The following is a 26748-nucleotide window of genomic DNA, read 5'->3' as shown; positions in this document are numbered from 1 at the left end:
GCCCTCTCAATTCAGAGGGCGCAGGGAATGCCGGATGCGCGCTGCACCCGCGGTCTCATGTGCGATTGTGCATAAGAATGCTGCACATGAGCATACAGGGCAGCGGAGAACATCCGACATTCCCTGCGCAATGGCTTTACGGCTTATAACGCGCTCTCCCCGGTGAGACGGCCTCTATTGCCACCGTCACCCCTCCGAAGCGTTAGCTTCTTCAGAGCTTGACGCCGTTACGGGCGCCAGGACCACACGCTTTCGCCGTACGCTTCAGCCGCGACCGTCAATCGCAACTGTTACGTCCACCGCGACCCGTCCCTCGTCGTGACGATGGCCAACGCCCCTCTGAGTGGGACGGGATGGCTAATGATGTGCAGGTGATTTGGGGTGGAAGGGAAGGGGAATATTTTTGATTTTCGGAACTTAAGGACTTGACACGATTTCGATAAATCAGAAGCGATTTGCCCGTCGGGCTGATTTGTCGCAGGTAAATCCGCGAGATTGCGCTTGCGCGCGAAGCACCTCAATCGGGTTTTGCAAATCAGTCGGAAGGAACTACGGTGGAGAATAATGCAATCAGCCGTGGTCGATTTGGATGAATGTTGTTGGTCGGGTCGAAAGTGTTTGGCGCTATCCTGTGAAGAGCATGCGCGGCGAAATGCTGCCGGAAGGCTATGTCAGTTTCTCCGGAGTTTTGGGCGACCGCCTTTACGCGGTCCATAACTCGGCCGCGCCCACGGCATTTCCGTATCTTACGGCGCGGGCTCGCCCGGATATGCTGCGGTATCGTCCGTTTTTCCGGGAGGCGGCGCGTTCGGTGCTGCCGAGCAACCTTGCCGAGGCCGAGGCGCGCGGGCCAGGCATCACCCCGCTTTATCCAAGCCTTGAGGATCTCGCTGTCGATGTCGCGACACCGTCGGGAGAAATTTTTGGGGTCGATGATGACAGGTTGCTCGGCGCGCTGGCCGACGAATCGTCGCCGGGCGAACTGACCATGCGACGATCCGATCGCGCCATCACGGACTGCCGCCCGCTTTCGCTGCTTGCGACCCGGACGATCGACGGCATTGGCCGCGCGGTGGGTGTGAGCCTCGACAAGCGCCGCTTTCGCGAAAACCTTTATGTCGATCTCAATTCCGGTGAAAGCTTCGCCGAAGACGCCTTCGTCGGCCGGCGGCTGCGGATCGGTTCGAAACTGACGGTTCACATTCTGGAACGCGACATCCGTTGCCGCATGATCAACCTTGATCCGGAGTCGCTCGAAGAGAATTCCGATATCTTGCAGTATGTCGCCAAGAATCATGACAACAGAGCCGGCGTCTACGCCGCTGTGCTGGTGGAGGGACTGGTTCGCCCGGGGGACGAGATCGTTCTTGAGGATTAGGAGCGGTGTCGGGCGGCTGTCCTTAACCCGCAGATCCATACGAGATGGCGGATTAAAGCGAAGCCGCCCTACGGCCCTGCGCTTGCGGCACAGAGCTTGGCCTCAACCCATGCTCGTCTCAACCGCGAGAGCGGCGACGAAGCGATCGAGTTCTTCCTCGGTCGTGTAGAGCGCGGGGCTGACACGGATGCACTGCCCCTTGGCTACGCCATCGCGGCGCACGGTGAGAACCTTGTGCCTGTCGCGCAAGGCGACAACCAGCGCATTGTTGTCCTCGCGCGATCCCTTGTTCCTGACCCGGAAGGAAGTGATCCCTGCAGCCAACCCCGGCTCGTCCGGCGTCAGCACCTCGATGTTCGGCAACGCGCGCGCCTTTGCGACCCAGCGGTCGCGCAGATAGCGCAGACGTGCGGCCTTGGCCGGCGTGCCGATGGTCTCGTGCAACTTCAACGCCAACGGAAGCGTCAGGATGGTCGCAAAGTTCGCGGTACCGGTATGAACGCGCGTGCGGATGTCGTTCGGATCGAAACTGCCGTCGCCATAGTGCCGGTCGATCGCGTCCAGACGGCCTTTCCGAATATAGAGGAAGCCAATGCCGACCGGCGCCCCGATCCATTTGTGCAGATTGAAGCCGATGAAATCGACGCCGAGATCGGCGATCTGAAAATCGACCTGGCCCCATGAATGCGCGGCGTCGAGAATGACGTCGATGTTCTTCTCCCGCGCCATCGCGGCGATTTCCTTGACCGGGATGATCAATCCGGTGCGATGGTCAGATGGGTAAGCAGGATCAGCTTCAGCTTCGGCGTTTCGCGGATGGCTTTGGCGTAGGCATCGAGAATGGCCTGCCTGGTGGCGGGCTCCGGCAGCGCAATCTTGAAAACGCCGACGCCGCGCCGTTCTTTCAGCCACTCCATCGCGAACTGCATCGAGTCATAGTCGAGATCGGCGTAGAGAACGGAATCGCCGGGCTGGAGACGGTTATAATTGACAATGAGATTCTGCAGCGCCTCGGTCGCCCCCCGGGTGATGGCGATCTCATCCTTGTCGACACCGGCCGTACGTGCGAGCGCGCTGACGACCGCGTCGGAATCCGCGCCGAATTTCGTGCGGGCATAGGCGGTATTCTGTTGATTGATCCTCTCCGTCTGGCGAACGAATTCGGCAAGAACCGGCCTGGCCATGATGCCCCAATAGCCGTTCTCCAGATTGGCAATGCTGCGATCGACGTCGTAGAGCGACGCGACTTGCTCCCAGAACGCCCGGTCCTGCGGGATGCTGTCGCCAGTCCGCGTGAACGACGGAAGTGACGATGCGCCATTTTGCGCGCTGGCGCTGCTGGCCGTGACGATGGTCGCCGCCGTGCCACCCAGCACGCCGCGCCGGGAAAATTGCGGGGTCCGGTTCATGATAGCCTCCCTCGGATCAAGAGCGCTTGATCTCAATTTGAGACGACAGCTTCATGACATTACGCGTAAGGCGGATTCTCTTTAACCGAGATGGCGGATTAAAGGGGCGTCGCCCCACGAGCTTCAATTCAGCACAGTCAACCGGCACGTGGTCTTGATTTCGACTAAAGAGATGTCGAATTTCCGCAGGTGTCAACGTCAGGGATGAATCATATGGCCACCTTTATCCTCATCGCCGGAGGTTGGCAGGGCGGCTGGGTCTACCAACAGGTGGCAGAGATACTGACCGCGCACGGGCACAAGGCCCTGCCGACCACCCTTTCAGGGCTCGGCGATGCGCCCGCCCCGATGGCCAATCTTGAAACTCACATTGGTGAGGTCGTCAGCGCCGTGAAGTCGCAGCAGGGCGACGTGGTCCTTGTTGGACAATCCTACGGCGGGATGGTCGTGAGCGGCGCAGCTGATGCTGCGCCATCGCACATCCGGGCGCTGGTCTATGTGGACGCCTATGTGCCTGATTCCGGCGACTCCGTCTGGTCGCTGACGACGCCGCGTTTTCGAGATATGTTCGTCGCGGGCGCGCAGGCCGACGGACTGAACTGCGCGCCGCCTCCCACCCTTGACCCGCGCTGCCGGCCGCAACCGATGGCGACGTTTCTGCAATCCATCAAACTCAGCGGACGCTGGCGTGAGGTACCGCGCAAGACCTACATCGGCGCACATGGATGGGAAGGAAGTCCGTTCCTTGACCTCTATCGACGCCTGAGCGGCGAGCCGGAGTGGTCGACCTTTACCTTCGATTGCGGGCACAATGTAGCTCGGCTGAAGCCCGAGGCTTTGGCCGAGATATTGCTGGCTCAGGTTTGACCAATTAACGAGTGCAACGCCCTAAACTCGCAAAGAGCGAGTTTTCCTTAACCCGCCGATCCATACGGAGGATTAGAGAGAATCCGCTCCACGGATTGCATGTGTTTCTCATCCGACCGTCACGGCATGCGGTTTAATCATCCGAGGAGTCTTCGGAAAATCGACGCGCCATCCGCAGGCTGTAGTCTATTCTTTTTAGAGAGTACTTTTGTCGGATTTCGGCCCGGTCAGGGCCGCCGCGGATCATGCCGGTGGGTAAACTATCTCTGTTAGTTACGTTGTCCGGCACGCCGGCTTTCTTGGCCACCAGTCGCCACTTGCGCCGAAACTCGGGGGTCGACCACGGCATCCCAGTCGTATCGCAGATGATGACTGGCCCGGACGCAGGCAGAAATTCGCGATTGATCATTGCCTTCTCGGTAGCCTCTCCTGCAACGACAAGAGGACCCTCGCCGGCCAGCCATTGCAATTCCTCGGTCACCATGGGCGCAGTTCTGAGGTCGGCTTCGATAGGTCGTTGGCCCGAGCCGACCTGATGACTTAGGATCAACTTGTCGTCTATGCCGGACCACCGCAACCCGCGTAGCCACTTCTTCCCCGGCTGCACGACATCAGATTCGCCGGGCTCACCCACCGGAACCCACTCTCCGATGACGTCCTTCTGTCCAAGTAGCAACTCGAACTGCAGTGCTTGGGCTAGCGCGATCGAGTGCCAACCAAAGTGCTCGCGAGCGGTCTTGCATATCGCTCGAGCGTGATCCGCCGTCATCTCAACTCGTCTCGGCGGCGACATGTCCAACTGAAGCTTACGGAGAACTTCGAACAACCGATGGCAGTCGCCATCTTCAAGAAATAGGCGACCGAAACGAAACAACTCGCGCAGCCGGCTCACAAGCGATCGAGCCTTCGCTATCTTGCCATCCGCAAGCGCGTCGCGATACCAAGCCGTCAGCATCCGCAATTGAATGTCCCGAAGCTGAGCTCGGCCGTGCTTTTCTAATAGACGCGTTAGCTCACCATCGTGCTTGGTGCGAACTTGATACTTGAGCTTCAGGAAGTCGGAGTCCGGATCAGTGCGGTAGCTGTCGATCAATTGCTCCAGCGTGCGGCCCATAGCGGAATTGCTCCTGCCTGTCAGATTCCTAAGTAAGTGATCAAGATCAAACCAACTAAAGCTATCGCTCCGACGATACCAGCGATGCCTTCGGCAAGGATCCTGGTGCCGAACAGTCTTATTTCGAGTCGCTGAGGGTGTGCCACGACATAGTCTCCATCGAAAAGTGCCAATGCCCGATTCGGCCGTGGCTGTTTCAACATTGAGAGGCACTTGAGAGGGGAGGCACAACGGCCTTCCGGACAAAAATGTATTGTCTCGCCTTTTCAACTAGATACAGATCTCGGGGGAGTTGCGCGCTCACGGCAAAAGAGCGCGGAGCTCCGGGGGCATGATTTCGCTATATGGCTAAGCAGATGACAAGACTGCAGAATCCTTGAGCGGCGTCATGGTGCGAGAGATGTGCTGAAAATCGAACTCGCACGACACCAAGCGACCCAGTCTTATCAGTAGGGTAGACCACCCCAACGCTCTTTTGCTGTGAGCGCTGGGGTGCGGCATTTGCGGCTATCCGCGCAACGACATCACGTTCGAACAATTGTCGCTCCAAAAAAAATCCGCCGGAGAAATCTCCGGCGGATCGTTGTTGTTGCCTAACCTGAAAGCCCTTACGCCTTCATGTTCGCCTTCACCGCCTCCGCCGTGATCGGCAACGCGCGGACGCGGGCGCCGCAGGCGTTGAAGATGGCGTTGCCCAACGCTGGCGCGATCACCGTCACCGCCGGCTCGCCGACGCCGGTCGGCTTTTCGCCGTTGGCGATGACGTTGACGGCGACTTCCGGCATCTGGCTCATGCGGAGCGGGGTGTAGGTATCGAAGTTGGTCTGCTCGATACCGCCGTCCTTCAGCGTCGCCTTTTCATACATCGCGAGCGAAAGGCCCCACAGCGCCGCGCCCTCGACCTGGGCGCGGATGTTGTCGGGATGCACCTGCATGCCGACGTCGGTGGCGACGGTCAGCTTCTTGACCTTGACCTCGCCGCTCGGCGACACCGCAACATGGGCCACGCAGGCGGTCCAGCTGGCGGTCGCCCGCTCCTGCGACGACACGCAGGCTACGCCCATGCCTTCTCCCTTGGGGAGCTTGACGGTGCCGTAGCCGGCCATGCCCATCGCCGCGAGCAAAGTGCTGCGCAGACGCTGCGCGCCACCATCGTTCTTGCCTTTGCCGTCGAGCAGGGAGATCCGGTACTCGGCGGGATCCTTGCCGGCGGCGTGGGCGAGCTCGTCGATCATGCTTTCGACCGCCCAGAAGGTCCAGCCCGGCGCGACCGACCGCAGCTGTCCCGACGGGGTGGCGTTGTGCGCCATCTCGTTCTTGATGGCGCGCACATTGTGATTGGGCACGGAATAGAAGAAATCCGCGCCGTTCACGGTGAACGCGTCGAGCGGCCCCTTCTTGTCGACCGAGGGCGACAGGAAATCGGGGATGCCCCAGCGCTGGGTCGGCCACGCGCTGACCACGTCATGATTGAGCGCGATCAGCTTGCCGTCGCCGTCGAGACCCGCCTTGACCTTCTGGAAGGTCAGCGGCCGCGAATAGTCCATGGTCATGTCGTTTTCGCGGGAGTAGATCACCTTGACCGGCTTGCCGACGGCCTTCGCCGCCTGCACCGCGGGCACCATCATGTCGGCGTCGAGACGCCGGCCGAAGCCGCCGCCCAGCCACATCTGGTGCATCACGACGAACTTTGGATCTATACCGGCGGCGCCCGCCGCGATCGCGCCGGAGCGCGTCGCGAACTGGTTGCCGGAATAGATGTTCAGGATGTCGCCCTTGAACTCCGCGGTGGCGTTCATCGGCTCGAGCGGCGCGTGGATGTTGATGCTGGTGGTATATTCCGCCTCCAGCACCTTCGCCGCGGTCCCGAAGGCCGCCGCGGTGTCGCCGTCCTTGACGAAGAACTGCCCGGAATCATCCAGCTTCTGCAGCCGCTTCGCCTCTTCCAGCAGCGACTCGCTCGACAGCTTGGCGTTCGGACCACCGTCATAGGCGATCTTCAGCGTTCCCGCCGCCTTCTTCGCATTGGCATAGGTATTGGCTACCGCCACCACCCAGCCAGTCGTGCTGCCGGTCTTGTCGTCAAGCGTCACCGCCTTGATGAAGCCCGGCACTTTCTTGGCCGCGGAATCATCGACCGATTTCACCGTGGCGCCAAAGCGCACCGGCGGAGTCACCACAGCGCCGTAGACCATGCCCGGCACATTGACGTCGATGCCGTATTTGGCCGTGCCGTTGCTCTTCGGCGGGATATCAAGCTGCGGAACGGAAACGCCGACCATTGTGTATTGATCGGGGGTCTTGAGCTTGATCGCCTTGAGCTCGTCCGGCGTGAAGGTTTTTGTAATTTTGCCGCTCTTGACGATGTCGGCAAAGCTCATCGACTTCTTCGACTTGGGATGCGACACGGTGGAATCGCGCACCACCAGTTCGCCGGCGGGAACGCCCATGATCGTGGCTGCCGCCTGCGTCAGCGCGATCCGCCCCGCGGCGCCCGCGCGGCTCATCGCATCGAAGTTCATCATCGTCGACCAGCTGCCGCCGGTGATCTGCGCGCCCAATACAGGATCGTTGAACTTCGGATCGTTGGAGGCCAGTTGAACCCGCATGTCCTTCCAGGACGAGCCGAGCTCTTCGGAAACGATCTGCGCCATGGTCGAGGCGATGTGCTGGCCCATATCGGCCTTGCCGCACGTCACGGTGACCAGTCCATCCGGCCCGATCGAGTACCAGACGCTGGGATCGAACTTGGCCGGAGCCGCCAGCGCCTGATCGGCGCCGAGCAGGCCCGGAACCGCGGAGTAGCCGAGCGCAAGGCCCGCGGCGGCGGTGCCGACGAGGAAGGAGCGGCGGCTGAGGTCGGCGGGTTCGCCGGAGATCTTTTTCACGTGCGTATTCATGTGGGCCTCCGCTCGGTGCCGGCGTTGGACGCGGTGCGCATGTCGGCGGCGGCGCGCAGGATAGCCTTCTGGATGCGGGAATAGGTCATGCAGCGGCACAGATTGCCGTCCATATGCGCAACCACTTCTTCCTTGGTCGGATTGGAATTCTTGGAAAGCAGCGAAGCCGCCTGCATGATCTGGCCGGACTGGCAGTAGCCGCATTGCGGAACCTGCTCGAGGATCCAGGCCTTCTGCAGCGGATGATCGCTCTTGGCGCTGAGGCCTTCGATGGTGGTGATCTTCTTGCCGACGGCGTCGCTGACCATGGTCTGGCAGGACCTGACAGCTTCGCCGTTGACGTGAATCGTGCAGGCGCCACACAGGCCGGCGCCGCATCCGAATTTCGTGCCGGTCATCTGCAATTGCTCGCGGATGACCCATAGCAGCGGCGTATCGCCCGCCGCTTCGACGGACATATTCCGCCCGTTGATGTTCAGATTTGGCATTTGCGCTCCCCTTCCGGTGTTGGATGCCGCTTACGGCGGCAACTCACTGTTGGGCATTGGCCGACACCCACCGGGTCGATGTCAGTTGGCGCGAAGAATGATACCGATCGGAATTAGAGGCAATGCAATTTGGAATCGTTCGAAGAGAATAAAGTTTTGAAAAATTCGGTTGTGCGCTGCGGCAAGACCTTGCGCGTACCATTGATTTGGAATGCCCGCGGCGTGGGCACGGTCCGTCATTTCCGCATTTCCCAACCGCTGACGGATCGCGCTAGGATGCCGCCAGGATCGAAATCACACATTATCCTGGCCGGGAATCCGAAATGCCGAAAATCGACCGTGACGGCGTCAACGTCTATTACGAGGTGCATGGCAGCGGCCCGCCGCTGCTCTTGACCCACGGCTATTCCTCGACATCAGGGATGTGGCAGGGCCAGATCGAGGCGCTGTCGAAACATCACAAACTCGTGTTGTGGGACATGCGCGGCCACGGCCAGTCGGATTACCCCGATGACCCGGCGGCCTATAGCGAAGCGCTGACGGTGGCCGACATGGCAGCCTTGCTGGACGAGGTCGGCGCGGACAAGGCCATCGTCGGCGGGCTGTCGCTCGGCGGCTACATGTCGCTGGCGTTCTATCGCAGTCACCCCGAGCGCGTGCGGGCGCTTCTGATCATCGACACCGGACCCGGCTTCAAGAAGGACGATGCGCGCGAGGTCTGGAACAAGCGCGCCCATGAAACCGGCAACCGCTTCGACCGCGAGGGCCTCGACGTTCTGAAATCCGCCAGCCGCGAACGCTCCGGCGTCAGCCATCGCGACGCGTCGGGACTGGCGCGGGCCGCACGCGGCATGCTGATCCAGCGCGACGCGCGCGTGATTGAATCGCTGCCCGACATCAAGGTGCCGTCGCTGGTGGTGGTCGGCGCCGACGACACGCCGTTCCTGGCCGCATCCGATTACATGGCGGCAAAAATTCCCGGTGCGAAGAAGGTGGTGATTCCGGCCGCCGGCCACGCCGTCAACATCGATCAGCCGCAGGCTTTTATCGAAGCGGTGCTGCCGTTCCTCGATGGCCTAGATGCAAAGGCAAGCGCGAGGGCCGCGACATGAAGGCGATTGCCGCGGCTTCTCTGCTTCTCGTCGCCAGCGCTGCATCTGCGCTTGCGCAAAAGCTGCCGCCGTTCGGCGGCCCCTACCCGCCGCCGTTCACCGAAACCCTGTCGAACACCACGCCGCTGGCGTTCGGCATGGATGCGCAGGAGGCCGAACGCGCGCTTGGAACGCCGCTCAATTACGTCAAGGGACGGCCGGGCGATGAGGTGTTCCTCACCTTCCGCGATCTCGGCGGCAGCGGATTGTTTCCCAGCAAGCATCGGCTCTATCTGCAATTCCGCAAAGGCCGGCTGGCGGGCTGGAAGGGCGACTGGGGTCACAACTGGATGTGGCAGTAGCAGCCGCCTTCCCTGCAACAGGCTTCGTGCAACCCTTCAACAAAAAGCAACACTTCAACAAAAAGGATAACCCGTGGGACAGGATATTACACTGACGGCTTCGGACGGCTTCAAGCTCGGCGGCTATCGCGCCGATCCGGCGGGCGCGCCAAAGGCGGCCATCGTGGTGATCCAGGAGATCTTTGGCGTCAATCACCACATTCGCTCGGTGTGCGATCGCCTGGCGAGCGCCGGCTATGTCGCGATCGCGCCGTCGATCTTCGACCGCATCACCCCCAATTTCCAGAGCGGCTATTCGCCGGACGAAGTCGCGAACGCGCGCAAGTTCGTCGCCAATCCGGATTGGGCGGCGATGCTGCTCGACACCCAGGCCGCGATCGATGCGGTCAAGAGCGTGGGCCCGGTCGGCATCATCGGCTTCTGCCTCGGCGGCAGCATCGCCTTTGCGGCTGCGACCAAACTGACGGGGCTATCGGCCGCGGTCGGCTATTACGGCGGCGCCGTCGTCCGCTTCGCCGACGACAAGCCGAAAGTGCCGACGCAATTGCATTTCGGTGAAAAGGACGCCGGCATTCCCTTGACCGACGTCGAGACCATCAAGTCCAAACGGCCCGATGTCGAAGTGTTCGTCTATCCCGGCGCGCAGCACGGCTTTCACTGCGACGAGCGCGCCAGCTACGACAAGACCAGCGCCGACATCGCCTGGCCGCGCAGCCTTGATTTCTTTGCCCGGCATTTGAAGAAATAGAAAAGACTTGTCATGCGCGGGCTTGACCCGCGCATCCATCGAAAAGAGAGCTTCTTCGAAGGGGATGGATTGCCGGGTCAAGCCCGGCAATGACAGAGCAAGGCAAACCCGGCCTTACTCGCCCTTGACGCCGGTGGCTTTCACGACATCCGCCCAGCGCGCCGAGTCGCGGCGCAGGGTGGCTGCGAAGGTTTCCGCCGTACCGCCGACCGGCATCAGGCTGACCGTCTCGAGCCCTGCTACGCCCTCAGGGGAAGCGATGATGCGGGCCAGTTCCGCGGACAGTTTCGTGACGATGTCCTTGGGCGTTGCAGCGGGCACGAAGACACCGACCCAGCCTTCGGCCTCAAAGCCGGGGAAGCCGAGTTCGGCCATCGTCGGCACGTTCGGCAGCTGGGTCCTGCGCTTTTCGCCGCCGACCGCCAGCGCCCGGACCTTGCCGGCCTGGATTTGCGGGCCGGCCGTGGTCAGATCAACGAAGCCTGCGGTTACCGTGTTGTTGAGCAGGTCGTTCACCAGCGGCGCCGCGCCACGGTAGGGAACATGGGTCATGTCGATGCCCGCGTTCTTCTTCAGGAGTTCGCCGTAGAGATGCGACGTCGTCGCGTTGCCGAACGAGCCGTACGGCACCTTGCCGGGGTTCGCCTTGGCGTGATCGATCAGTTCCTTGACCGTCTTGATCGGCTGTGCCTCGGGGACCGTCAGCACGACCGTCGACAGCCCGACCTGGGTCACCGGCGCGAGATCCTTGAAGACGTCGTAGGGCAGTTTCGCAACCAGGCTCGGCGCCTGGATGATCTGGGTGATGGCGACCAGCACGGTGTAGCCATCGGGCTGCGCCTTGGCGACGTAATCATTGCCGACCACCCCGCCGCCGCCCGACTTGTTTTCGACGACGACGGGCTGCTTCCACGCTTCCGAAAGTTTGTTGGCCAGGAGACGCGCCGAAACGTCGGTGGCTCCGCCCGCGGGATAAGGCACCACGAAGGTTATGCGCCGGTCCGGATAGGAGGACTGCGCCGCCGCCTGACCGGCGGACACGCACACCGCCGTCATGGCAATCCCTGCGATCATTGCAGCTGAAATTGCGGTGCGCGCGAGCTTGATTGGCAAACGGATGCTCATCTCTTCCTCTGGTCGATTTCAATGGATTTGCGTTGACGGCGGCTTATGCCGCTGGCCTGTGAGAGGCAAGTTCCGATCCGGCGCTTCGCGCCGAATGCGCTGATTCACCACAGCCAGCCAATGGCACTGATAACGGTAATGCCGCTGCACGGAATGATCGGAACAGCGCCGCTAAAACCAGCGCTCGCCGACCAGCACCGTATCGCCCGGGCTGATCGAGGTACCGGGCGGAACAACGTAGCGCGCGGTTCCCGAGCCATCGGTGTGTGTCACCGTCACGCGGTCACGGCGCGCGCGGGGCGAGAAACCGCCGGCAATCGCAACCGCGCTCTCGACGGTCATGTTGGGCACGTAAGGATATTGTCCGGGCGCCGCCACTTCGCCGAGAATGAAGAACGGCCGGTAGGCTTCGATCTCAACCGCGACGGAGGGATCACGGATGAAACCGGCGCGCAGTTTGGCTGCGATCTCGGCCGCGAGACCGGCGGGCGTGCGGCCGCGCGCCGGCACCGAGCCGATCAGCGGTATCGTGATCGAGCCGCCGGCATCGATCGCGTAAGTATTGGTGAGGCCTTCCTGGCCGTAGACCACGACGCGCAGCCTGTCGCCGGCATCGAGATGATACGACGTGTCATATCGGACCGGTTCGGCGTAGGCCATGGGCGCTGCGACAACCACAGGCGCGGGCGCGTAAACCGGACGCGGAGTTCTGGCAAAGGACGCGCGCATCGCGCTGATGGCGCCGCCGCCGCTATTGTCCACGACGGCGACCGGCGCCGGCGCCGCGCCATAGGTCATGGCGTCGAGATCGGCTTGCGGCGCGACCGCGACGGGTCCGGCCGTGCACATGCACCCCGACAAAGCGAGCGCGGCCATCATCGCAGTGATCGAAAATCGAAACGCGCGCGCAACTCGCACCGGAGCCATCCCTCAAAGCGAGACAGCTCTAGTCTTGCACCGGTTATGGTTAACAAAGCGTTTTTTTGGGGTGCGCTGCCGTAACGGAACACAGCGAGCAGACCAGCGTCATTGCCTGCGACAAACGCGAAGCGTTTGCGCAAGGGAGCGTAGCGACGAAGCAATCCATTCTATCCCCGCTCTATCCCTGCGCGGAGAGATGGATTGCTTCGCTTCGCTCGCAATGACGGGCCTAGGCGGCAGTCGCGCCGACGCCGATCGGGCACGACACGCCGGTGCCGCCGAGCCCGCAATAGCCGGCCGGATTCTTGGCGAGATATTGCTGGTGATAGTCCTCGGCAAAATAGAATTCACCAGACGGCGCGATCTCGGTGGTGATGGCGCCAAGGCCCTTGGCTGCCAGCGCCTTCTGGTACATCGCCTTCGACGCATCGGCGGCTTTGGCTTGCGCATCGCTGCGCGTGTAGATCGCGGAACGATACTGGGTGCCGACATCGTTGCCCTGGCGCATGCCCTGCGTCGGGTTGTGATTTTCCCAGAACGTCTTCAGCAGCGCCTCAAAGGTGATCTTCTTCGGATCGAACACGACCAGCACCACTTCGGTGTGACCGGTGCGGCCCGAGCAAACTTCTTCGTAGGTCGGATTGGGCGTGTGGCCGCCGGCGTAACCGACGGCGGTCGCAAAAATGCCCTCGCCGAGTTGCCAGAACTTGCGCTCGGCGCCCCAGAAACAGCCGAGCGCGAACACCGCCTGCTCGAGACCGTCAGGATAAGGCGGCTGCAGCTTGCGGCCGTTGACGAAATGGGTTGACGCGGTCGGGATCGGCGTGGCGCGGCCCGGCAGCGCTTCGGCGGCACTCGGCAACGCGGTGGTCTTGCGCATGAACAACATGAATTGCCTCCAGGCGGAACATCGGCTGGCGCGCAAACGGCGGCAGCCGGCTGACTTCTATATAAGGCTTTACGCGGGTTGCCGCAGCCCTGTTACGCAAGCCTCTCCTTTGCAAAGCCTGTCAGTCGCGCGAATAGCCGATCAGCGGCTTGCGGGGCCGGAACAGGATCATCAAGAGAATGCCGAACACGCCCAGCACCGCGAAAACCGGCTGGTCCAGCAGGACCTTGATGACGCTGTTCCAGAGCCAGGGCGCGGCCCCCTCGACCGAGGTACGAAACGCCAGCTGGCTGGACTGGTGGATGTCGTTCCAGAACTGCCCAAACCGGGTGAAACGCAGAGTCTGGTCGGCGACATACCGTGCGCCGTCATAGACCATGAAGATGAATCCGCCGGCCAGGAGCAGCAGGCCAATTAGCCGGAAGAAACCGCGGATCATGCATCACCTTATGTCTGTCGGGCCCGGAAGGCCGTCAGGCCAATACCGGGCTCCCCTAATAAATTCAACCTCGTCAGCGCCTTATGCGCCATTTCCGGCCGGATTTTCCGATTTTTGGAGGTCCAGAAAGCGTTGACGGTGCAGGACCGGCCCTCTATAAGACCCCCAATGGCGGCGGGCGCAATCCCGCCGCCGCTGTTCTTTGAGCCGCGCCGCGGTGGGAGTATTTTGGCTCCCGAGCATGGCGACCTCAAGGACACCTTAGAAACACACCAGCGCAATTTGAACGGCCGGCGCGCTCAAGCCCGACCACCCGAGCGATGACAGCCGAAGGATAGTTGAGAACATGGCCAATACCACTTCCGCCAAAAAGGCGACCCGCAAGATTGCCCGCCGCACCATCATCAACAAGTCGCGCCGCACCCAGATGCGTGGTGCGGTTCGCACCGTCGAAGAAGCCATCAAGAGCGGCGACCGCGATGCAGCGTTGAAGGCGATGGCGCGCGCGGAACCGGAACTGATGCAAGCCGCGCAGCGCAACATCATTCACAAGAACAACGCGAGCCGGAAGGTGTCACGCCTGACGCACCAGATCGCCAAGCTCGCGAAATGAACTGACGAAAAAAAATATTCGTCAAAGAAGCCCGGCCTTGGCCGGGCTTTTTCTTTTTCCAATTCGATTGTCCCGTTGCTGCACAGCAGGGCGCGTGTCATATTTCTTCGGCCCCGTAGTTTTACGCGGTACAGTTTGTTGCAACGGCAATGCTGTGCGCAGACGCGAGATGCACAGCGAGTTTTGCTGCGCGAGATTCAAAAACACTGCCGCTGTTTGCTGAAAAAGCCACGCGAGAGTTACCCTAAAAAAGAATCGCGAAAAACTTCGTCTCGCTAATCACTTATCCACATAGCGACTTCAAGCGGTTTGAAAAATGGTCTGCGCAAGAGCGATTGTAACGGTTTCTTAAAATTTTTCTCGAGTGCGTCGAAAATTGTCACGATGAGCAAGCGCGCCCGAATCTGTTCACGAATCCAAAACGTTGCTTTCGAGTGTCACAATTGCAACCGGGCCACACAGCCGAGGACTCGGTCACGCACGTCGATTCACGGATTGTCAGAATTTCCGCTTGGTGTACATCTAGTGTCGTTCGCGACGCCCACGGCTCTCCAGACCAGCGCGGTTTGAGACCCAAGGGTGGACGTGCAAATCGGCGGCGGTGTGCGCGTTAGCGACGCTTTCCAAGCGATGCTAAGTTGGTAACTCATAGCAATATGAGAATGGTTGTTCTGTGTCTAAATTTCTCAGACGTGGCGTGCATGTTTCGCGTGTCGATGACTAGGGAGATAAGGCAAGTGTTGGCAACCGCATCGTTGGGAACGCGTAGTGCGTGAACGTGTTGAAGACGACAGACTGAGGTTACGCGGCGGCGCAGCGCCGGGCAGATGTCCGGTAGCGGCAGACTGACTTTGAAAAACACTTTCGACATGACAACTCGCCGCGTTCTCGCGGCGAGAGGGGGAGGCACTATGCTTTACGGAATCGCGGCATTAGACGGACACATTTCACATCTGACCGTATTGGTTGCTCCAGCCTTCTTTTCCAACCACTCCTCGGTGCGAACTCCGAAAAGACCGTCGAGTACGCGCTGACCTCGCGGGAAACCTTCTTCTCCAACTGACAATTTGACCAGCGGCGGTTCGCGCCGAACGGTTGATCTATGTCCGGAGTTGAAGCCCCGCTTGAGGTCACGCCTTGCAGCACCCCTGTTGGCAGGAACCCTGCAAGGCGATTTAGCAACGAACATTACTCCTTCAGAAAAGTTATCAGGCAATGACGAATATCGAACAGGATCGCTGGTCGCGGGTGAAGGGTCGGTTGCGGACGACGGTAGGCGAAGACGTCTATACGAGCTGGTTCGCGCGCATGGATCTGGAAGGCGTGCAGGACGAGAACGTCCATCTGTCGGTTCCGACCCGGTTCCTCAAGAGCTGGATCCAGGCGCATTACGCCGATCGGGTGCTCGCCTGCTGGCAGGCCGAGATGCCCGAAGTGCACCGGATCGACCTCACCGTGCGCACGGCGATGCGATGCGCCGCACCCGCGAAGGAAGCTCCCGCGCCGGCCGATCAGCGCCGCATCGAGCATGCCAACGGTCGCCCCGCGCCCGAGCTGCGCGCCACCGCGACCGCGCCGGTGTCCGCGAGCCATGATGCGCTCGGCGGCTCGCCGCTCGACCCGCGCCTCACCTTTGCAAGTTTCGTGATCGGCCGCTCCAACACGCTGGCGCATGCGGCGGCACGCCAGGTCGCCGAAGGGCGGCGCGGCGATGCGGTGATGTTCAATCCTCTCTATATTCACGCCGGCGTCGGCCTCGGCAAAACCCATCTGTTGCAGGCCGTCACATGGGCCGGCAATTCCGGCAACGAGCGCAAGGTGCTCTATCTCACCGCCGAGAAGTTCATGTACGGCTTCGTCGCCGCGTTGAAGACGCAGACGGCGCTGGCGTTCAAGGAAGCGCTGCGCGGCATCGACGTGCTCGTGATCGACGATCTGCAGTTCCTGCAGGGCAAATCGACCCAGGCCGAGTTCTGCCATACGCTGAACGCGCTGATCGATGCCGGCCGCCAAGTCGTGATCGCGGCCGACCGTCCGCCGTCCGATCTCGAAAGCCTCGATGATCGCGTGCGCTCGCGACTGGCCGGCGGCCTCGTCGTGGAAATGGGCTCGCTCGGCGAAGAGCTTCGGCTCGGCATCCTCAAATCGCGCGTCGCCGCGGCCCGCGCCCATCATGCGAGCTTCGACGTGCCGGAACCGGTGCTGGACTATCTCGCGCGCACCATCACCCATAACGGCCGGGATCTCGAAGGCGCCATCAACCGGCTGCTCGCGCACTCCAAGCTCAACGCCCAGCCGGTGACACTGGAAATGGCCGAGCGCGAAGTCCGCGACCTGATCCGCCCGCAGGAACCGAAGCGGATCAAGATCGAGGACATCCAGCGCGTGGTGGCGCGGCAATACAATGTCAGCCGTTCGGACCTGTTGTCCTCCCGGCGTACCGCCAATGTGGTTCGCCCGCGCCAGGTCGCGATGTACCTGGCCAAGACGCTGACGCTGCGGTCGCTGCCCGAGATCGGCCGCCGGTTCGGCGGACGCGATCACACCACGGTGCTGCACGCCGTGCGCAAGATCGAGGCACTGGTGTCCCGGGATACCGCGCTGTCGGAAGAGGTGGAATCGCTGAAGCGCCAGTTGCAGGAATGAACGCCGTCGTTCCGGCGAACGCCGGAACCCATACTCCGCGGCCGGGCGTTTGGGCACCCTGGCCGACGGCTTGTGCAAGCCACACACGCCTGTGGTTATGGGTCCCGGCCTGCGCCGGGACGACGGTGAATTTGCCCGCAAACCGTGGGAAACGGCGTCGCTATCCCTTGCGCTTGGGCTCTATCCGCGCCACCTTGCGGTCCCCCCGAAGGTTTGATCAAGTCCCATCTTGATCCGGCTTTCGGGTTTCAATGGCCGCGGCGCGCCTTCAGGGCCGCCCGGCTTTTCCATCTTAGGGATCAGGCGGGTATTGCAATGAAGGTCACCGTCGAACGCGCGCAACTCCTGAAATCGCTGGGCCACGTCCATCGCGTGGTCGAGCGCCGCAACACCATCCCGATCCTCGGCAACGTGCTGATCCGCGCCGAAAACGCCAAACTGTCGCTGAAGGCGACCGACCTCGACCTCGAGGTGACGGAAACCCTGGCGGCGGAAACCGGAACCGCCGGCTCGACCACCGTGCCGGCGCACATGTTCTACGACATCGTCCGCAAGCTGCCCGACGGCGCGCAGATCGTGCTGGAAGCCGACGGCGACCGTTCGGTGCTGGCGATCCGCGCCGGCCGATCGCGCTTCACGCTGCAGACCCTCCCCGAAAGCGATTTCCCCGATCTGGCCGCCGGCGACATGACGCATTCGTTCTCGCTGGCCGCCGCCGACGTCAAGCGCCTGATCGACCGCACCCAATTTGCGATCTCGACCGAAGAGACCCGCTATTACCTCAACGGCATCTATTTGCACTCGGCCGGCAGCGCCAAGGCTGCGACCCTGCGAGGGGTGGCGACCGACGGACATCGGCTGGCGCAGATCGATCTGGCTCTCCCGAAGGGCGCTGTCGGCATGCCCGGCGTGATCGTGCCGCGCAAGACCGTCGGTGAGGTACAGCGGCTGATCGAGGACAATGAAGCCGAAGTCTCGATCGAATTGTCGCAGGGCAAGATCCGCTTCACCCTCGGCAATGTGGTGCTGACCTCGAAACTGATCGACGGCACCTTCCCGGATTACGGCCGCGTCATTCCGCAGAACAACGACAAGGAACTGATCGTCGACAAAAAGGATTTCGAGGCTGCGGTCGACCGCGTCTCGACCATTTCGAGCGAGCGCGGCCGCGCGGTGAAACTGGCGTTGTCGGCCGGCAAGCTGGTGCTGTCGGTGACCAACCCGGATTCCGGCAGCGCCACCGAAGAACTCGAAGTCGAATACGCCTCCGACGCGCTCGATATCGGATTCAACTCGCGCTATCTGCTTGATATCGCCGCCCAGATCGAAGGCGAAGTCGCGGTGCTGCGGCTGGCCGATCCCGGCTCCCCGACCCTGGTGCAGGACAAGGACAACAAAGGCGCACTCTACGTGCTGATGCCGATGCGGGTGTGAGCCCTTCCGGCACCAAGGACGCCCATCTTCCCTCTCCCCTTGTGGGAGCCGAGACGAGCGAAGCTCGCTCTTGGGGTGGCGCCGAACGCAGTTCGGCGACGGGTGAGGGGTTCTCTCCGCAAGGAACAACAGCCCACCGACGCGGAAGCCACAGTGTAATGTTTGCTCCGTCTCGGTTTGAAAGAAGGGCGAATGCGCGATCCGAAAGAGATCAGAAGCAGGGCAGACTTCGCGGAGTTTGTCGCGGAATTAGAGGCTGACTTAAAAAATCATCCCAACGACTGGGAAAATCTAACGCTTGAGACTTTCCTCGATGCGCTGGGCGCGTGGGCGGGAAGTGCCAGATTGGGAGAAAATTTCCCAGTCTCCCTGGATCGACCAGAAGCTTGGTCGCTTGCAGCTATGCTCTTGTGGACCGGGCGCAGCTACGAATAACGGTGACAAACTTCAAGCGAACCGTGCGCTATTGGAACAATGATGTGTTGCAACAGCCAACCGCGGTCTTGGAGGATATTCTCGCTAAGCTTGCCGAGCGGTAAGAACCCTCATCCGGCGCTTCGCGCCACCTTCTCCCACAAGACAAGGGGAGAAGGGAAGAAAAACCGGCAATGACAGGTCACCATGACCCCCTCGCGCATCCACAAGCTGACGCTGACGCATTTTCGCAATTATCGGGCGGGGAGCGTGCAGACGCGCGGCGACGTCGTGGTGCTGGTGGGACCGAACGGCGCCGGCAAGACCAATTGCCTCGAGGCGATCTCGTTTCTGTCGCCGGGACGGGGCTTGCGGCGCGCGACGCTGGAAGATGTCGCCGACAATCAGGGCGACGGTTCCTGGGCGGTCTCCGCCGAAGTCGAGGGCGCGCTGGGGCTTGCGACGCTGGGCACCGGGATCGACGCGCCCGGAAATGAAAACAGTTCCACCGGCCGGCGCTGCCGGATCGACCGCGAGCCGGTGAGTTCAGCGACGGCGTTCGGCGATCATCTGCGCATGGTGTGGCTGACGCCGGCGATGGACGGGCTGTTTCTTGGCGCCGCCTCGGAACGGCGGCGCTTCTTCGACCGCCTGGTGCTGGCGATCGACAGCGAGCATTCCAGCCGCGTGTCGGCGCTGGAGCGTTCGCTGCGCTCGCGCAACCGGCTGCTCGAAGTGCGCAATTACGACGACCATTGGTGCGACGCGATCGAGCGCGAAACCGCTGAGCTTGCGGTCGCCGTCGCCGCCACCCGCGGCCAGACCGTCACAAAACTCGCAGCGATGCTGCGCGAGCGCGGTGCGGCTTCCGCGTTTCCGTCGGCGCAGATCATGCTCGACGGCTGGATGGAAAATGCGCTGGTGAACGAGCCTGCGACGGCCGTGGAAGATCGCTACCGCGAGATTTTGCGCACGAATCGAGCCCGCGACGCCGCCGCCGGCCGCACGCTGGATGGACCCCACACCACCGACCTGCAAGTGGTCTACGCGCCGAAGAACATGCCGGCGCGCGATGCCTCCACCGGCGAACAGAAGGCGTTGCTGATCGGGCTGGTGCTGGCCCATGCCACGCTGGTCGCCGAGATGACCGGCATCGTGCCGCTGTTGCTGCTCGATGAGGTCATCGCACATCTCGATCCGGGGAGGCGCAAGGCGCTGTTCAATGAGCTGGAAAAACTCGGCGCGCAGGTCTGGATGACCGGCGCCGACCCGGCGGCATTCGCCGATATCGGCGCATCCGGCGAGGTTTTCGACGTCGATTCCGGCCACGTCACCCGCCGCGCCTGAGCAACAGGCGCCCGGTTGAACCTCAACGCCCACCCGCGCGACTAGACTCCAGCAATCGCGCCATCGACGCGCATCCATCGCTGCTGAGCAAGGCGTCGGCAAATACCGGAGATACCCATGTTTGGAACGACGCGCGGGACGCTGGTCCCGGCACGAAAACACCTGTTTGCTTTCACCCTCGCGGTGATCGCCAGCGTGCCGGTTGCCGCCAGGGCCGATTACACCGCTGACACCATGGTCGATGTCCGCACCCTGCCGCGGCCCGAAGGCGCCGTGGAAAAAACGGCCGAGACCAAAACCCATCACGACAAAACCTATCGATTGACCTACGACATTCCGGCTTCCGTCGCGGTCACGGCCGCGGCCGCGGCGACGAAGAAATCGCTGGCCGCCGACGGCTGGGTGGAATATGTGCGCCCGCTCGAAAACACCTCCTCGTCGGCCTTCAAGAGAGGACGGCAGGGACTGAGTATGAGCGTCTGGCAGGGCAAGCAATCCACCCTGTCCTATAATAGCTACATCCCGATTTACGCGAACGTGCCGTTTCCGCCAGGTGCTGTCGACATCTTCTACGATGAGCGGCGGCCCTATCTCGGCTGCGTCGCCCCGACCGGGTTCGACGCAACGCTCGACTTCTTCCGCAAGGAGATGGAAGCGATCGGGTGGAGGCCGCTCGAAGCCGCCGAGGCAGCCGCGCGCTGGCCGAACGCGCAGCTCGGCGAGACGGTCGAGAACGGCGTGCGCGCCTATTACACCCATGATGCCAAGAATGACTCTCATCCGCAGCGGCCGGTCATGCTGACCCTTCAGCGCCGTGACGACGGACGGACCGGCGTGGAGATCCGGGTTGCGCCATTTGCGATGCCGGAAAAGCTCGAAGCCGCTGACGACGTGTCCGGCCTGCCGATACCGAAGACAACCCAGAGCCTGCGCGGTTCCGGTGATTCCAATTCGGTCGACCGCAGCCTGGACATTGGCGTCGTTGCCGAGCTTCCCGCAACGCTGGCGTTTTATCGCCGCGCGTTTGCGGCGCGGAGCTGGACGGAAGAGACGCGCGGCGCCGTCGTCAACCCGGACAACGTCACGCTGAATTTTTCCTCCTCTGACCATACGGCCACGCTAAAATTCAGCCGCAAATTCGATCTGACGATGGTCAGTATCGCGACTCAAATGAAGGAATCCACCCTCGCCGCACGCGCCAAGGCCAAGAAGGAAGCCGACGCGAAGTTTCTCAGCGATGCGGCGACAATGGCAAAGGAGATCATCGCGGCGGACGAAGTGCGGCGGGTGGCCCAGGCCGCCAAGCTGTCGGACGCGCCGCTGCGCGCCCTTGCGGACAATTCGAAACCCGTACCGCTGCCCGAGAACGCCGAAGAGGTGAAGTTCGAAGCCGCCGATGGCCGCCTCGATTTCTATTCCCCCTCGACCGTGAAAGCGGTCGCGGCGTTCTATAGCGGTGCGCTGAAGGCTCAGGGCTGGAAAGAGAAGCCCTCGCCCATAAACCATGCCGCCATGGCCGTGATGGAGTTCTCCAAAGGCGGCAAGTCGATGTCGTTCACCGTCATGCAGATGGGTCCGAGGGTGAAGATCAGCGGCTACGGATCGGCGCTGGTGGTGGCCGATGCCAAGATAGCGTACGCCAAGCCCGGCGCGGCAGACGCCGCTCAGGCGTCTAATGGCGCTGCCACCAAGGCGGCGGTGGAGGTTCTCGAAGTTGACCCCGAAACCGATGCCGACGCGCCGTTTCCGATGCCCAAGCAGCGTGGTTCGACTGTCTCCCGCGGAAGCGGAAAGCTGCCGGGCAGCAACGTTCCATTCCGCAGGGAACTCGAAATCAGCGTTCCTGCGGATCTCGCTTCCGTGCTCGCCTTCTATCGTACCGAGCTTGGCAAACGCGGCTGGAAGGAATCGGCGGAGCGCGCCGTCATGCAGGCAGACCGCGTGCAACTGGCATTTGCATCGCCCGATGGGCCTGCAAAGCTGAAACTCGGCCGAGCCAAGGACGAGACCACCGTCAGCCTCGCACAAAAGTATACTGATGTCGCCGCGAAGGCTGACATGATCCCGAAACCGGGTCAGGCCAGGCTGGTGTTCGGCAACATGGGCGGCGGTGAAGCCGCGGTCACGATCAACAAGCAGACCATCAAACTCGCTGCCGGCGCCGGCGGGCCGCAATCGGCGAAGCCTCCGATGCTCGACCTGCCGCCGGGCAAATACGCCTATTCGGTGAAGGTAGCCGGCCGGCCGGCACGAAACGATACGGTGGAAGTCACTGCTGATGACGCCTGGGGCCTGATCATCGCCCCGAGCGGCGAGGCATTGTCACTGCAGATGTATTGAGAAGCCTGGCGCAGCGTGCTCGTGGGCGCTTGCGCCTCGATCACGCGGCCGATGACGGCAGGCCGAGCCCTTCCCAATGAGGGGAATCGGTGCTCCGGCAACGAACCCGCCTGTGGCGCCGTTCTCCGGCGGATCCGTTGCAGCCCGCCATTTTCTGCCGCGACGACGTCTCAAAAACAGGCACTTCGGAGGTCGAAATCATCCCTCGAATCGTCCTTTTCAAAGGCCGCCGAATCGCCCTTTGAGCGCCTTGAAAGAGCGCCAAAAAATACTATTTATTCAATAACTTGCGGACAGAGACTTTGCGCTAGGCGCATCGCCTCTTTCATGGCACAAATAGAGCAATCAGCGCCTCATATTGCGCAGCTGATTCGGGACACCTCGAAGGCCTTACATGACAGAACCTGCCCGGCAGACACCTGCCGACACTGAGCATCCCATTCCGATTGAATATGGCGCGGAATCGATCCGGGTGTTGAAGGGCCTCGACGCCGTGCGCAAGCGGCCGGGCATGTATATCGGCGACACCGATGACGGATCCGGCCTGCACCACATGGTCTACGAGGTCGTCGACAATGCGATCGACGAAGCGCTTGCCGGTCATGCCAGCGCGGTCGAGGTCGTGCTCAATGCCGACGGCTCGGTGACGGTGCGCGACGACGGCCGCGGCATTCCGGTCGACATCCACAAGGGCGAAGGCATTTCCGCGGCCGAGGTCATCATGACCCAGCTGCACGCCGGCGGAAAATTCGACCAGAACTCGTACAAGGTTTCCGGCGGTCTGCACGGCGTCGGCGTCTCCGTCGTCAATGCGCTGTCGAGCAAGCTGCAGCTGCGCGTCTGGCGCGACGGCAAGGAGCATTACATCGAGTTCGCCCACGGCGATTCCGTTGCCCCGCTCAAGATAGTGGGTGAAGCAAACGGCAAGCGCGGCACCGAGGTGACGTTCTTTGCGTCGTCCGAAACCTTCACCAATGTCGAATATGATTTCGCGACGCTGGAGCATCGCCTGCGCGAGCTCGCGTTCCTGAATTCCGGCGTCAATATCGTGCTGTCAGACATGCGCCACGCGGTCGAAAAGCGCGAGGTGATGCAATATGCCGGCGGCGTCGAGGAATTCGTCAAATATCTCGACCGCAACAAGAAGGCGATCGTGCCCGCCGCGATCATGGTGCGCGCAGAATTGAACGACATCGGCGTCGAGGCCGCGCTGTGGTGGAACGACAGCTACCACGAGAACGTGCTGTGCTTCACCAACAACATCCCGCAGCGTGACGGCGGCACCCATCTGGCCGGCTTCCGCGGCGCGCTGACGCGCCAGGTCAACGGCTATGCCGAGGCCAACGCCAAAAAGGAAAAGATCGCGCTGACCGGCGACGATTGCCGCGAAGGCCTCACCGCGGTGCTTTCGGTCAAGGTGCCGGACCCGAAATTCTCGTCGCAGACCAAGGACAAGCTGGTCTCCTCGGAAGTGCGCCCGGTGGTCGAGAACGTGCTCAACGAAGCGCTGGCGGCGTGGTTCGAGGAACACCCGTCCGAGGCCAAGGTCATCGTTGGCAAGGTGATCCAGGCCGCCGCCGCGCGCGAAGCCGCCCGCAAGGCGCGCGAACTGACCCGGAAAAGCCCGCTTGGCGGCAGCTCGCTGCCCGGCAAGCTCTCCGACTGCCAGGAAAAGGACCCCGCCAAGTCAGAACTGTTCATCGTCGAGGGTGACTCCGCAGGCGGCAGCGCCAAGATGGGCCGCAACCGCGAATTCCAGGCGGTCTTGCCGCTGCGGGGAAAAATTCTCAACGTCGAGCGCGTTCGTATGGACAAGATGCTGTCCAGCGAGCAAATCGGCATTCTGATCGCAGCACTCGGCACCGGTATCAGCGACGATTTCAGCGCCGACAAGCTGCGCTACCACAAGATCATCCTGATGACGGACGCCGACGTCGACGGCTCACATATCCGTACGCTGCTGCTGACGTTCTTCTATCGCCAGATGCGCGAGGTGATCGACCGCGGCCACCTGTATATCGCGCAGCCGCCGCTCTACAAGGTGGCGCGCGGCAAGTCCGAGCAGTACCTGAAGGACGAGCGCGCGCTGGAGGATTACCTGATCGCAACCGGCCTCGACGATTGCGTCTTCAAGCCAGCCACCGGATCGGATCGTGCCGGCCGCGACCTGCTGTCGCTGGTCGAGGACGCCCGCATCATCCGCGGCATCCTGCATAATCTGCACAGCCGCTATAACCGCATGGTGGTCGAGCAGGCCGCGATCGCCGGTGTATTGAGCCCGAAGATCACCAGCGACATCAACACCGCCAATGCCGCCGCCGATTACATCGCCAAGCGGCTCGATGCACTGACCGACGAAGTCGAGCGCGGCTGGAGCGGACGCTTCACGGAGGGTGAAGGGTTCCTGTTCGAACGCACCGTCCGCGGCGTCAAGGATGCCGCCATCATCGACGACGCGCTGCTCGGCTCCGCCGATGCGCGCAAGCTCGACGATTATGCAGCGAAACTGCAGGAAGCTTATCCGAAGCCGGGCGTGTTGCGCCGCAAGGATGCCGAGATCGCGATCCACGGGCCGGTCAGCCTGTTCGAAGCGGTGACCGATGCCGGCCGCAAGGGCGTCACGCTGCAGCGCTACAAAGGCCTCGGCGAGATGAATCCGGAACAGCTCTGGGAAACCACGCTCGATACCAACGAGCGCTCGCTGCTGCAGGTGAAGATCAAGGAGGTCGACGAGGCCGACGACATCTTCACCAAGCTGATGGGCGACGTGGTCGAGCCACGCCGCGAATTCATCCAGGATAATTCGCTCAGCGCCAATGTCGACGTGTGATGCACGGAGTTCCAGTGGCGCCCATCCAGTACATCGTTGAAGGCGGCCACCGGCTTGCGGGCACGATCGAGCCGTCGGGCAACAAGAACGCGGCGCTGCCGATCATCGCGGCGGCGCTGCTGACCGACCATCCGGTCACGCTGGAGAACGTTCCCCGGATTCGCGATACCGAGACGCTGGTCGAACTGATCCGCTCGGTCGGCGCGTCGGCCGAGTGGGCGCAGCGCAACACGCTGAAGATCCACGCCAAGGAAATTCGCGCCGCCGATCTCGATCCCGAACTGTGCGCGCGCATTCGCGCCTCGATCCTGCTGGCGGGCCCGCTGCTCGCCCGTTGCGGCGAGGTGGCACTGCCGCCGCCCGGCGGCGACGTCATCGGCCGCCGCCGCCTCGATACGCATTTTCTGGCCTTCGAACAGCTTGGCGCCACCGTCACGGCGACGCACCGGCTGGAATTCCGCGCCTCGCGGCTGAAGGGCGCCGACGTCTTCCTCGACGAGCCCAGCGTCACCGCCACCGAAAACGCGCTGGTCGCCGCGGTCGCCGCCCACGGCACCACGCACCTGCGCAACGCCGCCTCCGAGCCGCATGTGCAGGACCTTGCCAACTTCCTGGTCGCGCTCGGCGCCAAGATCGAGGGCATCGGCACCAACACCATCATCATCCACGGGCCGGCGACGCTGGGCGGGACCAGCTACGCGATCCAGCCTGACCATATCGAGGTCGGCTCGCTGATCGGGCTCGCCGCCGTGACGCGCTCGCCGCTGCGCATCGCGCGCGCCGGCGTTGAGCATCTGCGCTCGGTCCGGATGGGCTTTGAGCGGCTCGGCATCGTCTGCGGCGTCGAAGGCGACGATCTCGTGGTGCCGTCCGGCCAGACCATGAAGATCCAGGACGACTTCGGCGGCCATGTGCCGAAGCTCGAAGACCAGCCCTGGCCGGCCTTTCCCGCCGACCTGATGTCGATCGCCATCGTCACCGCCACGCAATGCGACGGCGTGATCCTGATGTTCGAAAAGATGTTCGAATCCCGGATGTTCTTCGTCGACAAGCTGATCTCGATGGGCGCTCGCATCGTGCTGTGCGACCCGCACCGGGCCATCGTGGCGGGCCCGAGCCGGCTGCGCGGGGCGTTGATGACGTCGCCCGATATCCGGGCCGGCATGGCGATGCTGCTGGCGGCGGTGGCCGCGGAAGGCACCTCGACCATCAACAATGCCGACCAGATCGAACGCGGCTATGAGCGGATCGAGGAACGGCTCAATGCGCTCGGCGCCAGGATTACGCGGGTGCCGGCGCGAGACGGCGGATAGAGCGTTTTCAAGCGAAGTGGACGCCGGTTCGCGTGAAGAAGACGCGTCAAACCAAAATCTACCGCAGCCACCGTCACTTT

23 protein-coding genes are annotated in these 26748 nt (G+C 62.3%); 13 read left to right on the top strand and 10 right to left on the bottom strand.

What is annotated here, in order from left to right; genetic code table 11:
- Nucleotides 1-589 precede the first annotated feature (589 nt).
- Nucleotides 590-1378: an MOSC domain-containing protein gene (locus JQ575_RS04840; protein WP_283842584.1), complete on the top strand. Its 789-nt coding sequence runs from the start codon at nt 590-592 to the stop codon at nt 1376-1378.
- A gap of 102 nt (nt 1379-1480) precedes the next feature.
- Here JQ575_RS04840 and JQ575_RS45610 read toward each other — a convergent pair whose 3' ends face one another.
- Both JQ575_RS45610 and JQ575_RS45605 read right to left on the bottom strand, forming a co-directional pair.
- Nucleotides 1481-2137, bottom strand: coding sequence for an aminotransferase class V-fold PLP-dependent enzyme (locus JQ575_RS45610; protein ID WP_283842583.1), 657 nt, complete (start codon nt 2135-2137; stop codon nt 1481-1483).
- Complete coding sequence (locus JQ575_RS45605) at nt 2134-2787, bottom strand: aminotransferase class V-fold PLP-dependent enzyme (protein WP_283842582.1); 654 nt, start codon at nt 2785-2787, stop codon at nt 2134-2136. The genes JQ575_RS45610 and JQ575_RS45605 overlap by 4 nt, the downstream gene beginning before the upstream one ends.
- 213 nt (nt 2788-3000) lie before the next feature.
- On the opposite strand from JQ575_RS45605, the gene JQ575_RS04830 reads away from it, so the two are divergent.
- The gene (locus tag JQ575_RS04830) at nt 3001-3654 is read left to right on the top strand and encodes an alpha/beta fold hydrolase (RefSeq protein WP_249166429.1); all 654 of its coding nucleotides are present in this window, start codon (nt 3001-3003) and stop codon (nt 3652-3654) included.
- 133 nt (nt 3655-3787) lie between these two features.
- On the opposite strand, the gene JQ575_RS04825 is transcribed toward JQ575_RS04830, so the two are convergent.
- The 4 genes from JQ575_RS04825 to JQ575_RS04810 form a co-directional block, all read right to left on the bottom strand.
- On the bottom strand, nt 3788-4768 hold the full coding sequence (locus JQ575_RS04825) for a hypothetical protein (RefSeq protein ID WP_212032106.1): 981 nt from the start codon (nt 4766-4768) through the stop codon (nt 3788-3790).
- A 608-nt stretch (nt 4769-5376) separates the two neighbouring features.
- Nucleotides 5377-7668 (bottom strand): molybdopterin cofactor-binding domain-containing protein, encoded by a 2292-nt coding sequence (locus tag JQ575_RS04820; protein ID WP_212032105.1) that lies wholly within the window; start codon nt 7666-7668, stop codon nt 5377-5379.
- Entirely contained in the window at nt 7665-8156 is a 492-nt protein-coding gene (locus tag JQ575_RS04815; RefSeq protein WP_212032104.1) for a (2Fe-2S)-binding protein, read from the bottom strand. Before JQ575_RS04815 ends, JQ575_RS04820 begins: the two co-directional genes overlap by 4 nt.
- 81 nt (nt 8157-8237) lie before the next feature.
- The gene (locus tag JQ575_RS04810) at nt 8238-8396 is read right to left on the bottom strand and encodes a hypothetical protein (RefSeq protein ID WP_212032103.1); all 159 of its coding nucleotides are present in this window, start codon (nt 8394-8396) and stop codon (nt 8238-8240) included.
- A gap of 83 nt (nt 8397-8479) precedes the next feature.
- Here JQ575_RS04810 and JQ575_RS04805 point away from each other — a divergent pair, with 83 nt between their 5' ends.
- From JQ575_RS04805 to JQ575_RS04795, 3 genes are all read left to right on the top strand, one after another.
- Complete coding sequence (locus JQ575_RS04805; protein ID WP_212032102.1) at nt 8480-9268, top strand: alpha/beta fold hydrolase; 789 nt, start codon at nt 8480-8482, stop codon at nt 9266-9268.
- On the top strand, nt 9265-9609 hold the full coding sequence (locus JQ575_RS04800; RefSeq protein ID WP_212032101.1) for a hypothetical protein: 345 nt from the start codon (nt 9265-9267) through the stop codon (nt 9607-9609). The genes JQ575_RS04805 and JQ575_RS04800 overlap by 4 nt, the downstream gene beginning before the upstream one ends.
- Before the next feature lie 73 nt (nt 9610-9682).
- Nucleotides 9683-10357 (top strand): dienelactone hydrolase family protein, encoded by a 675-nt coding sequence (locus tag JQ575_RS04795; RefSeq protein ID WP_212032100.1) that lies wholly within the window; start codon nt 9683-9685, stop codon nt 10355-10357.
- A gap of 114 nt (nt 10358-10471) precedes the next feature.
- On the opposite strand, the gene JQ575_RS04790 is transcribed toward JQ575_RS04795, so the two are convergent.
- The 4 genes from JQ575_RS04790 to JQ575_RS04775 all read right to left on the bottom strand — a co-directional run bounded on the left by JQ575_RS04790 (nt 10472) and on the right by JQ575_RS04775 (nt 13731).
- Nucleotides 10472-11482: a tripartite tricarboxylate transporter substrate binding protein gene (locus JQ575_RS04790; RefSeq protein ID WP_212032099.1), complete on the bottom strand. Its 1011-nt coding sequence runs from the start codon at nt 11480-11482 to the stop codon at nt 10472-10474.
- A gap of 171 nt (nt 11483-11653) precedes the next feature.
- Nucleotides 11654-12409, bottom strand: a complete 756-nt coding sequence (locus tag JQ575_RS04785; protein ID WP_212032098.1) for a polysaccharide biosynthesis/export family protein — start codon at nt 12407-12409, stop codon at nt 11654-11656.
- A 223-nt stretch (nt 12410-12632) separates the two neighbouring features.
- Nucleotides 12633-13292 (bottom strand): peptide-methionine (S)-S-oxide reductase MsrA, encoded by a 660-nt coding sequence (msrA, locus tag JQ575_RS04780; RefSeq protein WP_212032097.1) that lies wholly within the window; start codon nt 13290-13292, stop codon nt 12633-12635.
- A 121-nt stretch (nt 13293-13413) separates the two neighbouring features.
- Nucleotides 13414-13731: a hypothetical protein gene (locus JQ575_RS04775; protein ID WP_192736318.1), complete on the bottom strand. Its 318-nt coding sequence runs from the start codon at nt 13729-13731 to the stop codon at nt 13414-13416.
- 346 nt (nt 13732-14077) lie between these two features.
- On the opposite strand from JQ575_RS04775, the gene rpsT reads away from it, so the two are divergent.
- From rpsT to murA, 8 genes are all read left to right on the top strand, one after another.
- The gene (gene rpsT / locus JQ575_RS04770) at nt 14078-14344 is read left to right on the top strand and encodes a 30S ribosomal protein S20 (RefSeq protein WP_192736317.1); all 267 of its coding nucleotides are present in this window, start codon (nt 14078-14080) and stop codon (nt 14342-14344) included.
- 1215 nt (nt 14345-15559) lie between these two features.
- Entirely contained in the window at nt 15560-16990 is a 1431-nt protein-coding gene (gene dnaA, locus JQ575_RS04765; protein ID WP_212032096.1) for a chromosomal replication initiator protein DnaA, read from the top strand.
- Nucleotides 16991-17305: 315 nt separating this feature from the next.
- Complete coding sequence (gene dnaN / locus JQ575_RS04760) at nt 17306-18424, top strand: DNA polymerase III subunit beta (protein ID WP_212032095.1); 1119 nt, start codon at nt 17306-17308, stop codon at nt 18422-18424.
- 192 nt (nt 18425-18616) lie between these two features.
- The gene (locus JQ575_RS04755; RefSeq protein ID WP_212032094.1) at nt 18617-18859 is read left to right on the top strand and encodes a hypothetical protein; all 243 of its coding nucleotides are present in this window, start codon (nt 18617-18619) and stop codon (nt 18857-18859) included.
- Between the two features lie 186 nt (nt 18860-19045).
- Nucleotides 19046-20185 (top strand): DNA replication/repair protein RecF, encoded by a 1140-nt coding sequence (recF, locus tag JQ575_RS04750; protein ID WP_212032093.1) that lies wholly within the window; start codon nt 19046-19048, stop codon nt 20183-20185.
- Between the two features lie 117 nt (nt 20186-20302).
- Nucleotides 20303-22525 carry a hypothetical protein gene (locus JQ575_RS04745; protein ID WP_212032092.1) on the top strand — a complete coding sequence of 741 codons (2223 nt, stop codon included), beginning with the start codon at nt 20303-20305 and terminating at the stop codon, nt 22523-22525.
- A 394-nt stretch (nt 22526-22919) separates the two neighbouring features.
- On the top strand, nt 22920-25355 hold the full coding sequence (gene gyrB, locus JQ575_RS04740; protein ID WP_212032091.1) for a DNA topoisomerase (ATP-hydrolyzing) subunit B: 2436 nt from the start codon (nt 22920-22922) through the stop codon (nt 25353-25355).
- A gap of 14 nt (nt 25356-25369) precedes the next feature.
- Entirely contained in the window at nt 25370-26668 is a 1299-nt protein-coding gene (murA, locus tag JQ575_RS04735) for a UDP-N-acetylglucosamine 1-carboxyvinyltransferase (RefSeq protein ID WP_212032090.1), read from the top strand.
- Nucleotides 26669-26748 lie beyond the last annotated feature (80 nt).

Source organism: Bradyrhizobium sp. JYMT SZCCT0428 (assembly GCF_018131075.1).
Taxonomy (GTDB): domain Bacteria; phylum Pseudomonadota; class Alphaproteobacteria; order Rhizobiales; family Xanthobacteraceae; genus Bradyrhizobium.
Note: the sequence above shows the minus strand (reverse complement) of the source record. Positions and strands in the feature narration are given on the sequence as shown.

Excerpts from the sequence above, each read along its gene's own strand:
- JQ575_RS04840 (WP_283842584.1), top strand. The coding sequence starts at position 590 with ATGAATGTTGTTGGTCGGGTCGAAAGTGTTTGGCGCTATCCTGTGAAG.
- JQ575_RS45605 (WP_283842582.1), bottom strand. The coding sequence starts at position 2,787 with ATGAACCGGACCCCGCAATTTTCCCGGCGCGGCGTGCTGGGTGGCACG.
- JQ575_RS04830 (WP_249166429.1), top strand. The coding sequence starts at position 3,001 with ATGGCCACCTTTATCCTCATCGCCGGAGGTTGGCAGGGCGGCTGGGTC.
- JQ575_RS04825 (WP_212032106.1), bottom strand. The coding sequence starts at position 4,768 with ATGGGCCGCACGCTGGAGCAATTGATCGACAGCTACCGCACTGATCCG.
- JQ575_RS04820 (WP_212032105.1), bottom strand. The coding sequence starts at position 7,668 with ATGAATACGCACGTGAAAAAGATCTCCGGCGAACCCGCCGACCTCAGC.
- JQ575_RS04815 (WP_212032104.1), bottom strand. The coding sequence starts at position 8,156 with ATGCCAAATCTGAACATCAACGGGCGGAATATGTCCGTCGAAGCGGCG.
- JQ575_RS04810 (WP_212032103.1), bottom strand. The coding sequence starts at position 8,396 with ATGACGGACCGTGCCCACGCCGCGGGCATTCCAAATCAATGGTACGCG.
- JQ575_RS04805 (WP_212032102.1), top strand. The coding sequence starts at position 8,480 with ATGCCGAAAATCGACCGTGACGGCGTCAACGTCTATTACGAGGTGCAT.
- JQ575_RS04800 (WP_212032101.1), top strand. The coding sequence starts at position 9,265 with ATGAAGGCGATTGCCGCGGCTTCTCTGCTTCTCGTCGCCAGCGCTGCA.
- JQ575_RS04790 (WP_212032099.1), bottom strand. The coding sequence starts at position 11,482 with ATGAGCATCCGTTTGCCAATCAAGCTCGCGCGCACCGCAATTTCAGCT.
- JQ575_RS04785 (WP_212032098.1), bottom strand. The coding sequence starts at position 12,409 with ATGGCTCCGGTGCGAGTTGCGCGCGCGTTTCGATTTTCGATCACTGCG.
- msrA (WP_212032097.1), bottom strand. The coding sequence starts at position 13,292 with ATGTTGTTCATGCGCAAGACCACCGCGTTGCCGAGTGCCGCCGAAGCG.
- JQ575_RS04775 (WP_192736318.1), bottom strand. The coding sequence starts at position 13,731 with ATGATCCGCGGTTTCTTCCGGCTAATTGGCCTGCTGCTCCTGGCCGGC.
- rpsT (WP_192736317.1), top strand. The coding sequence starts at position 14,078 with ATGGCCAATACCACTTCCGCCAAAAAGGCGACCCGCAAGATTGCCCGC.
- dnaA (WP_212032096.1), top strand. The coding sequence starts at position 15,560 with ATGACGAATATCGAACAGGATCGCTGGTCGCGGGTGAAGGGTCGGTTG.
- dnaN (WP_212032095.1), top strand. The coding sequence starts at position 17,306 with ATGAAGGTCACCGTCGAACGCGCGCAACTCCTGAAATCGCTGGGCCAC.
- JQ575_RS04755 (WP_212032094.1), top strand. The coding sequence starts at position 18,617 with ATGCGCGATCCGAAAGAGATCAGAAGCAGGGCAGACTTCGCGGAGTTT.
- recF (WP_212032093.1), top strand. The coding sequence starts at position 19,046 with ATGACCCCCTCGCGCATCCACAAGCTGACGCTGACGCATTTTCGCAAT.
- JQ575_RS04745 (WP_212032092.1), top strand. The coding sequence starts at position 20,303 with ATGTTTGGAACGACGCGCGGGACGCTGGTCCCGGCACGAAAACACCTG.
- gyrB (WP_212032091.1), top strand. The coding sequence starts at position 22,920 with ATGACAGAACCTGCCCGGCAGACACCTGCCGACACTGAGCATCCCATT.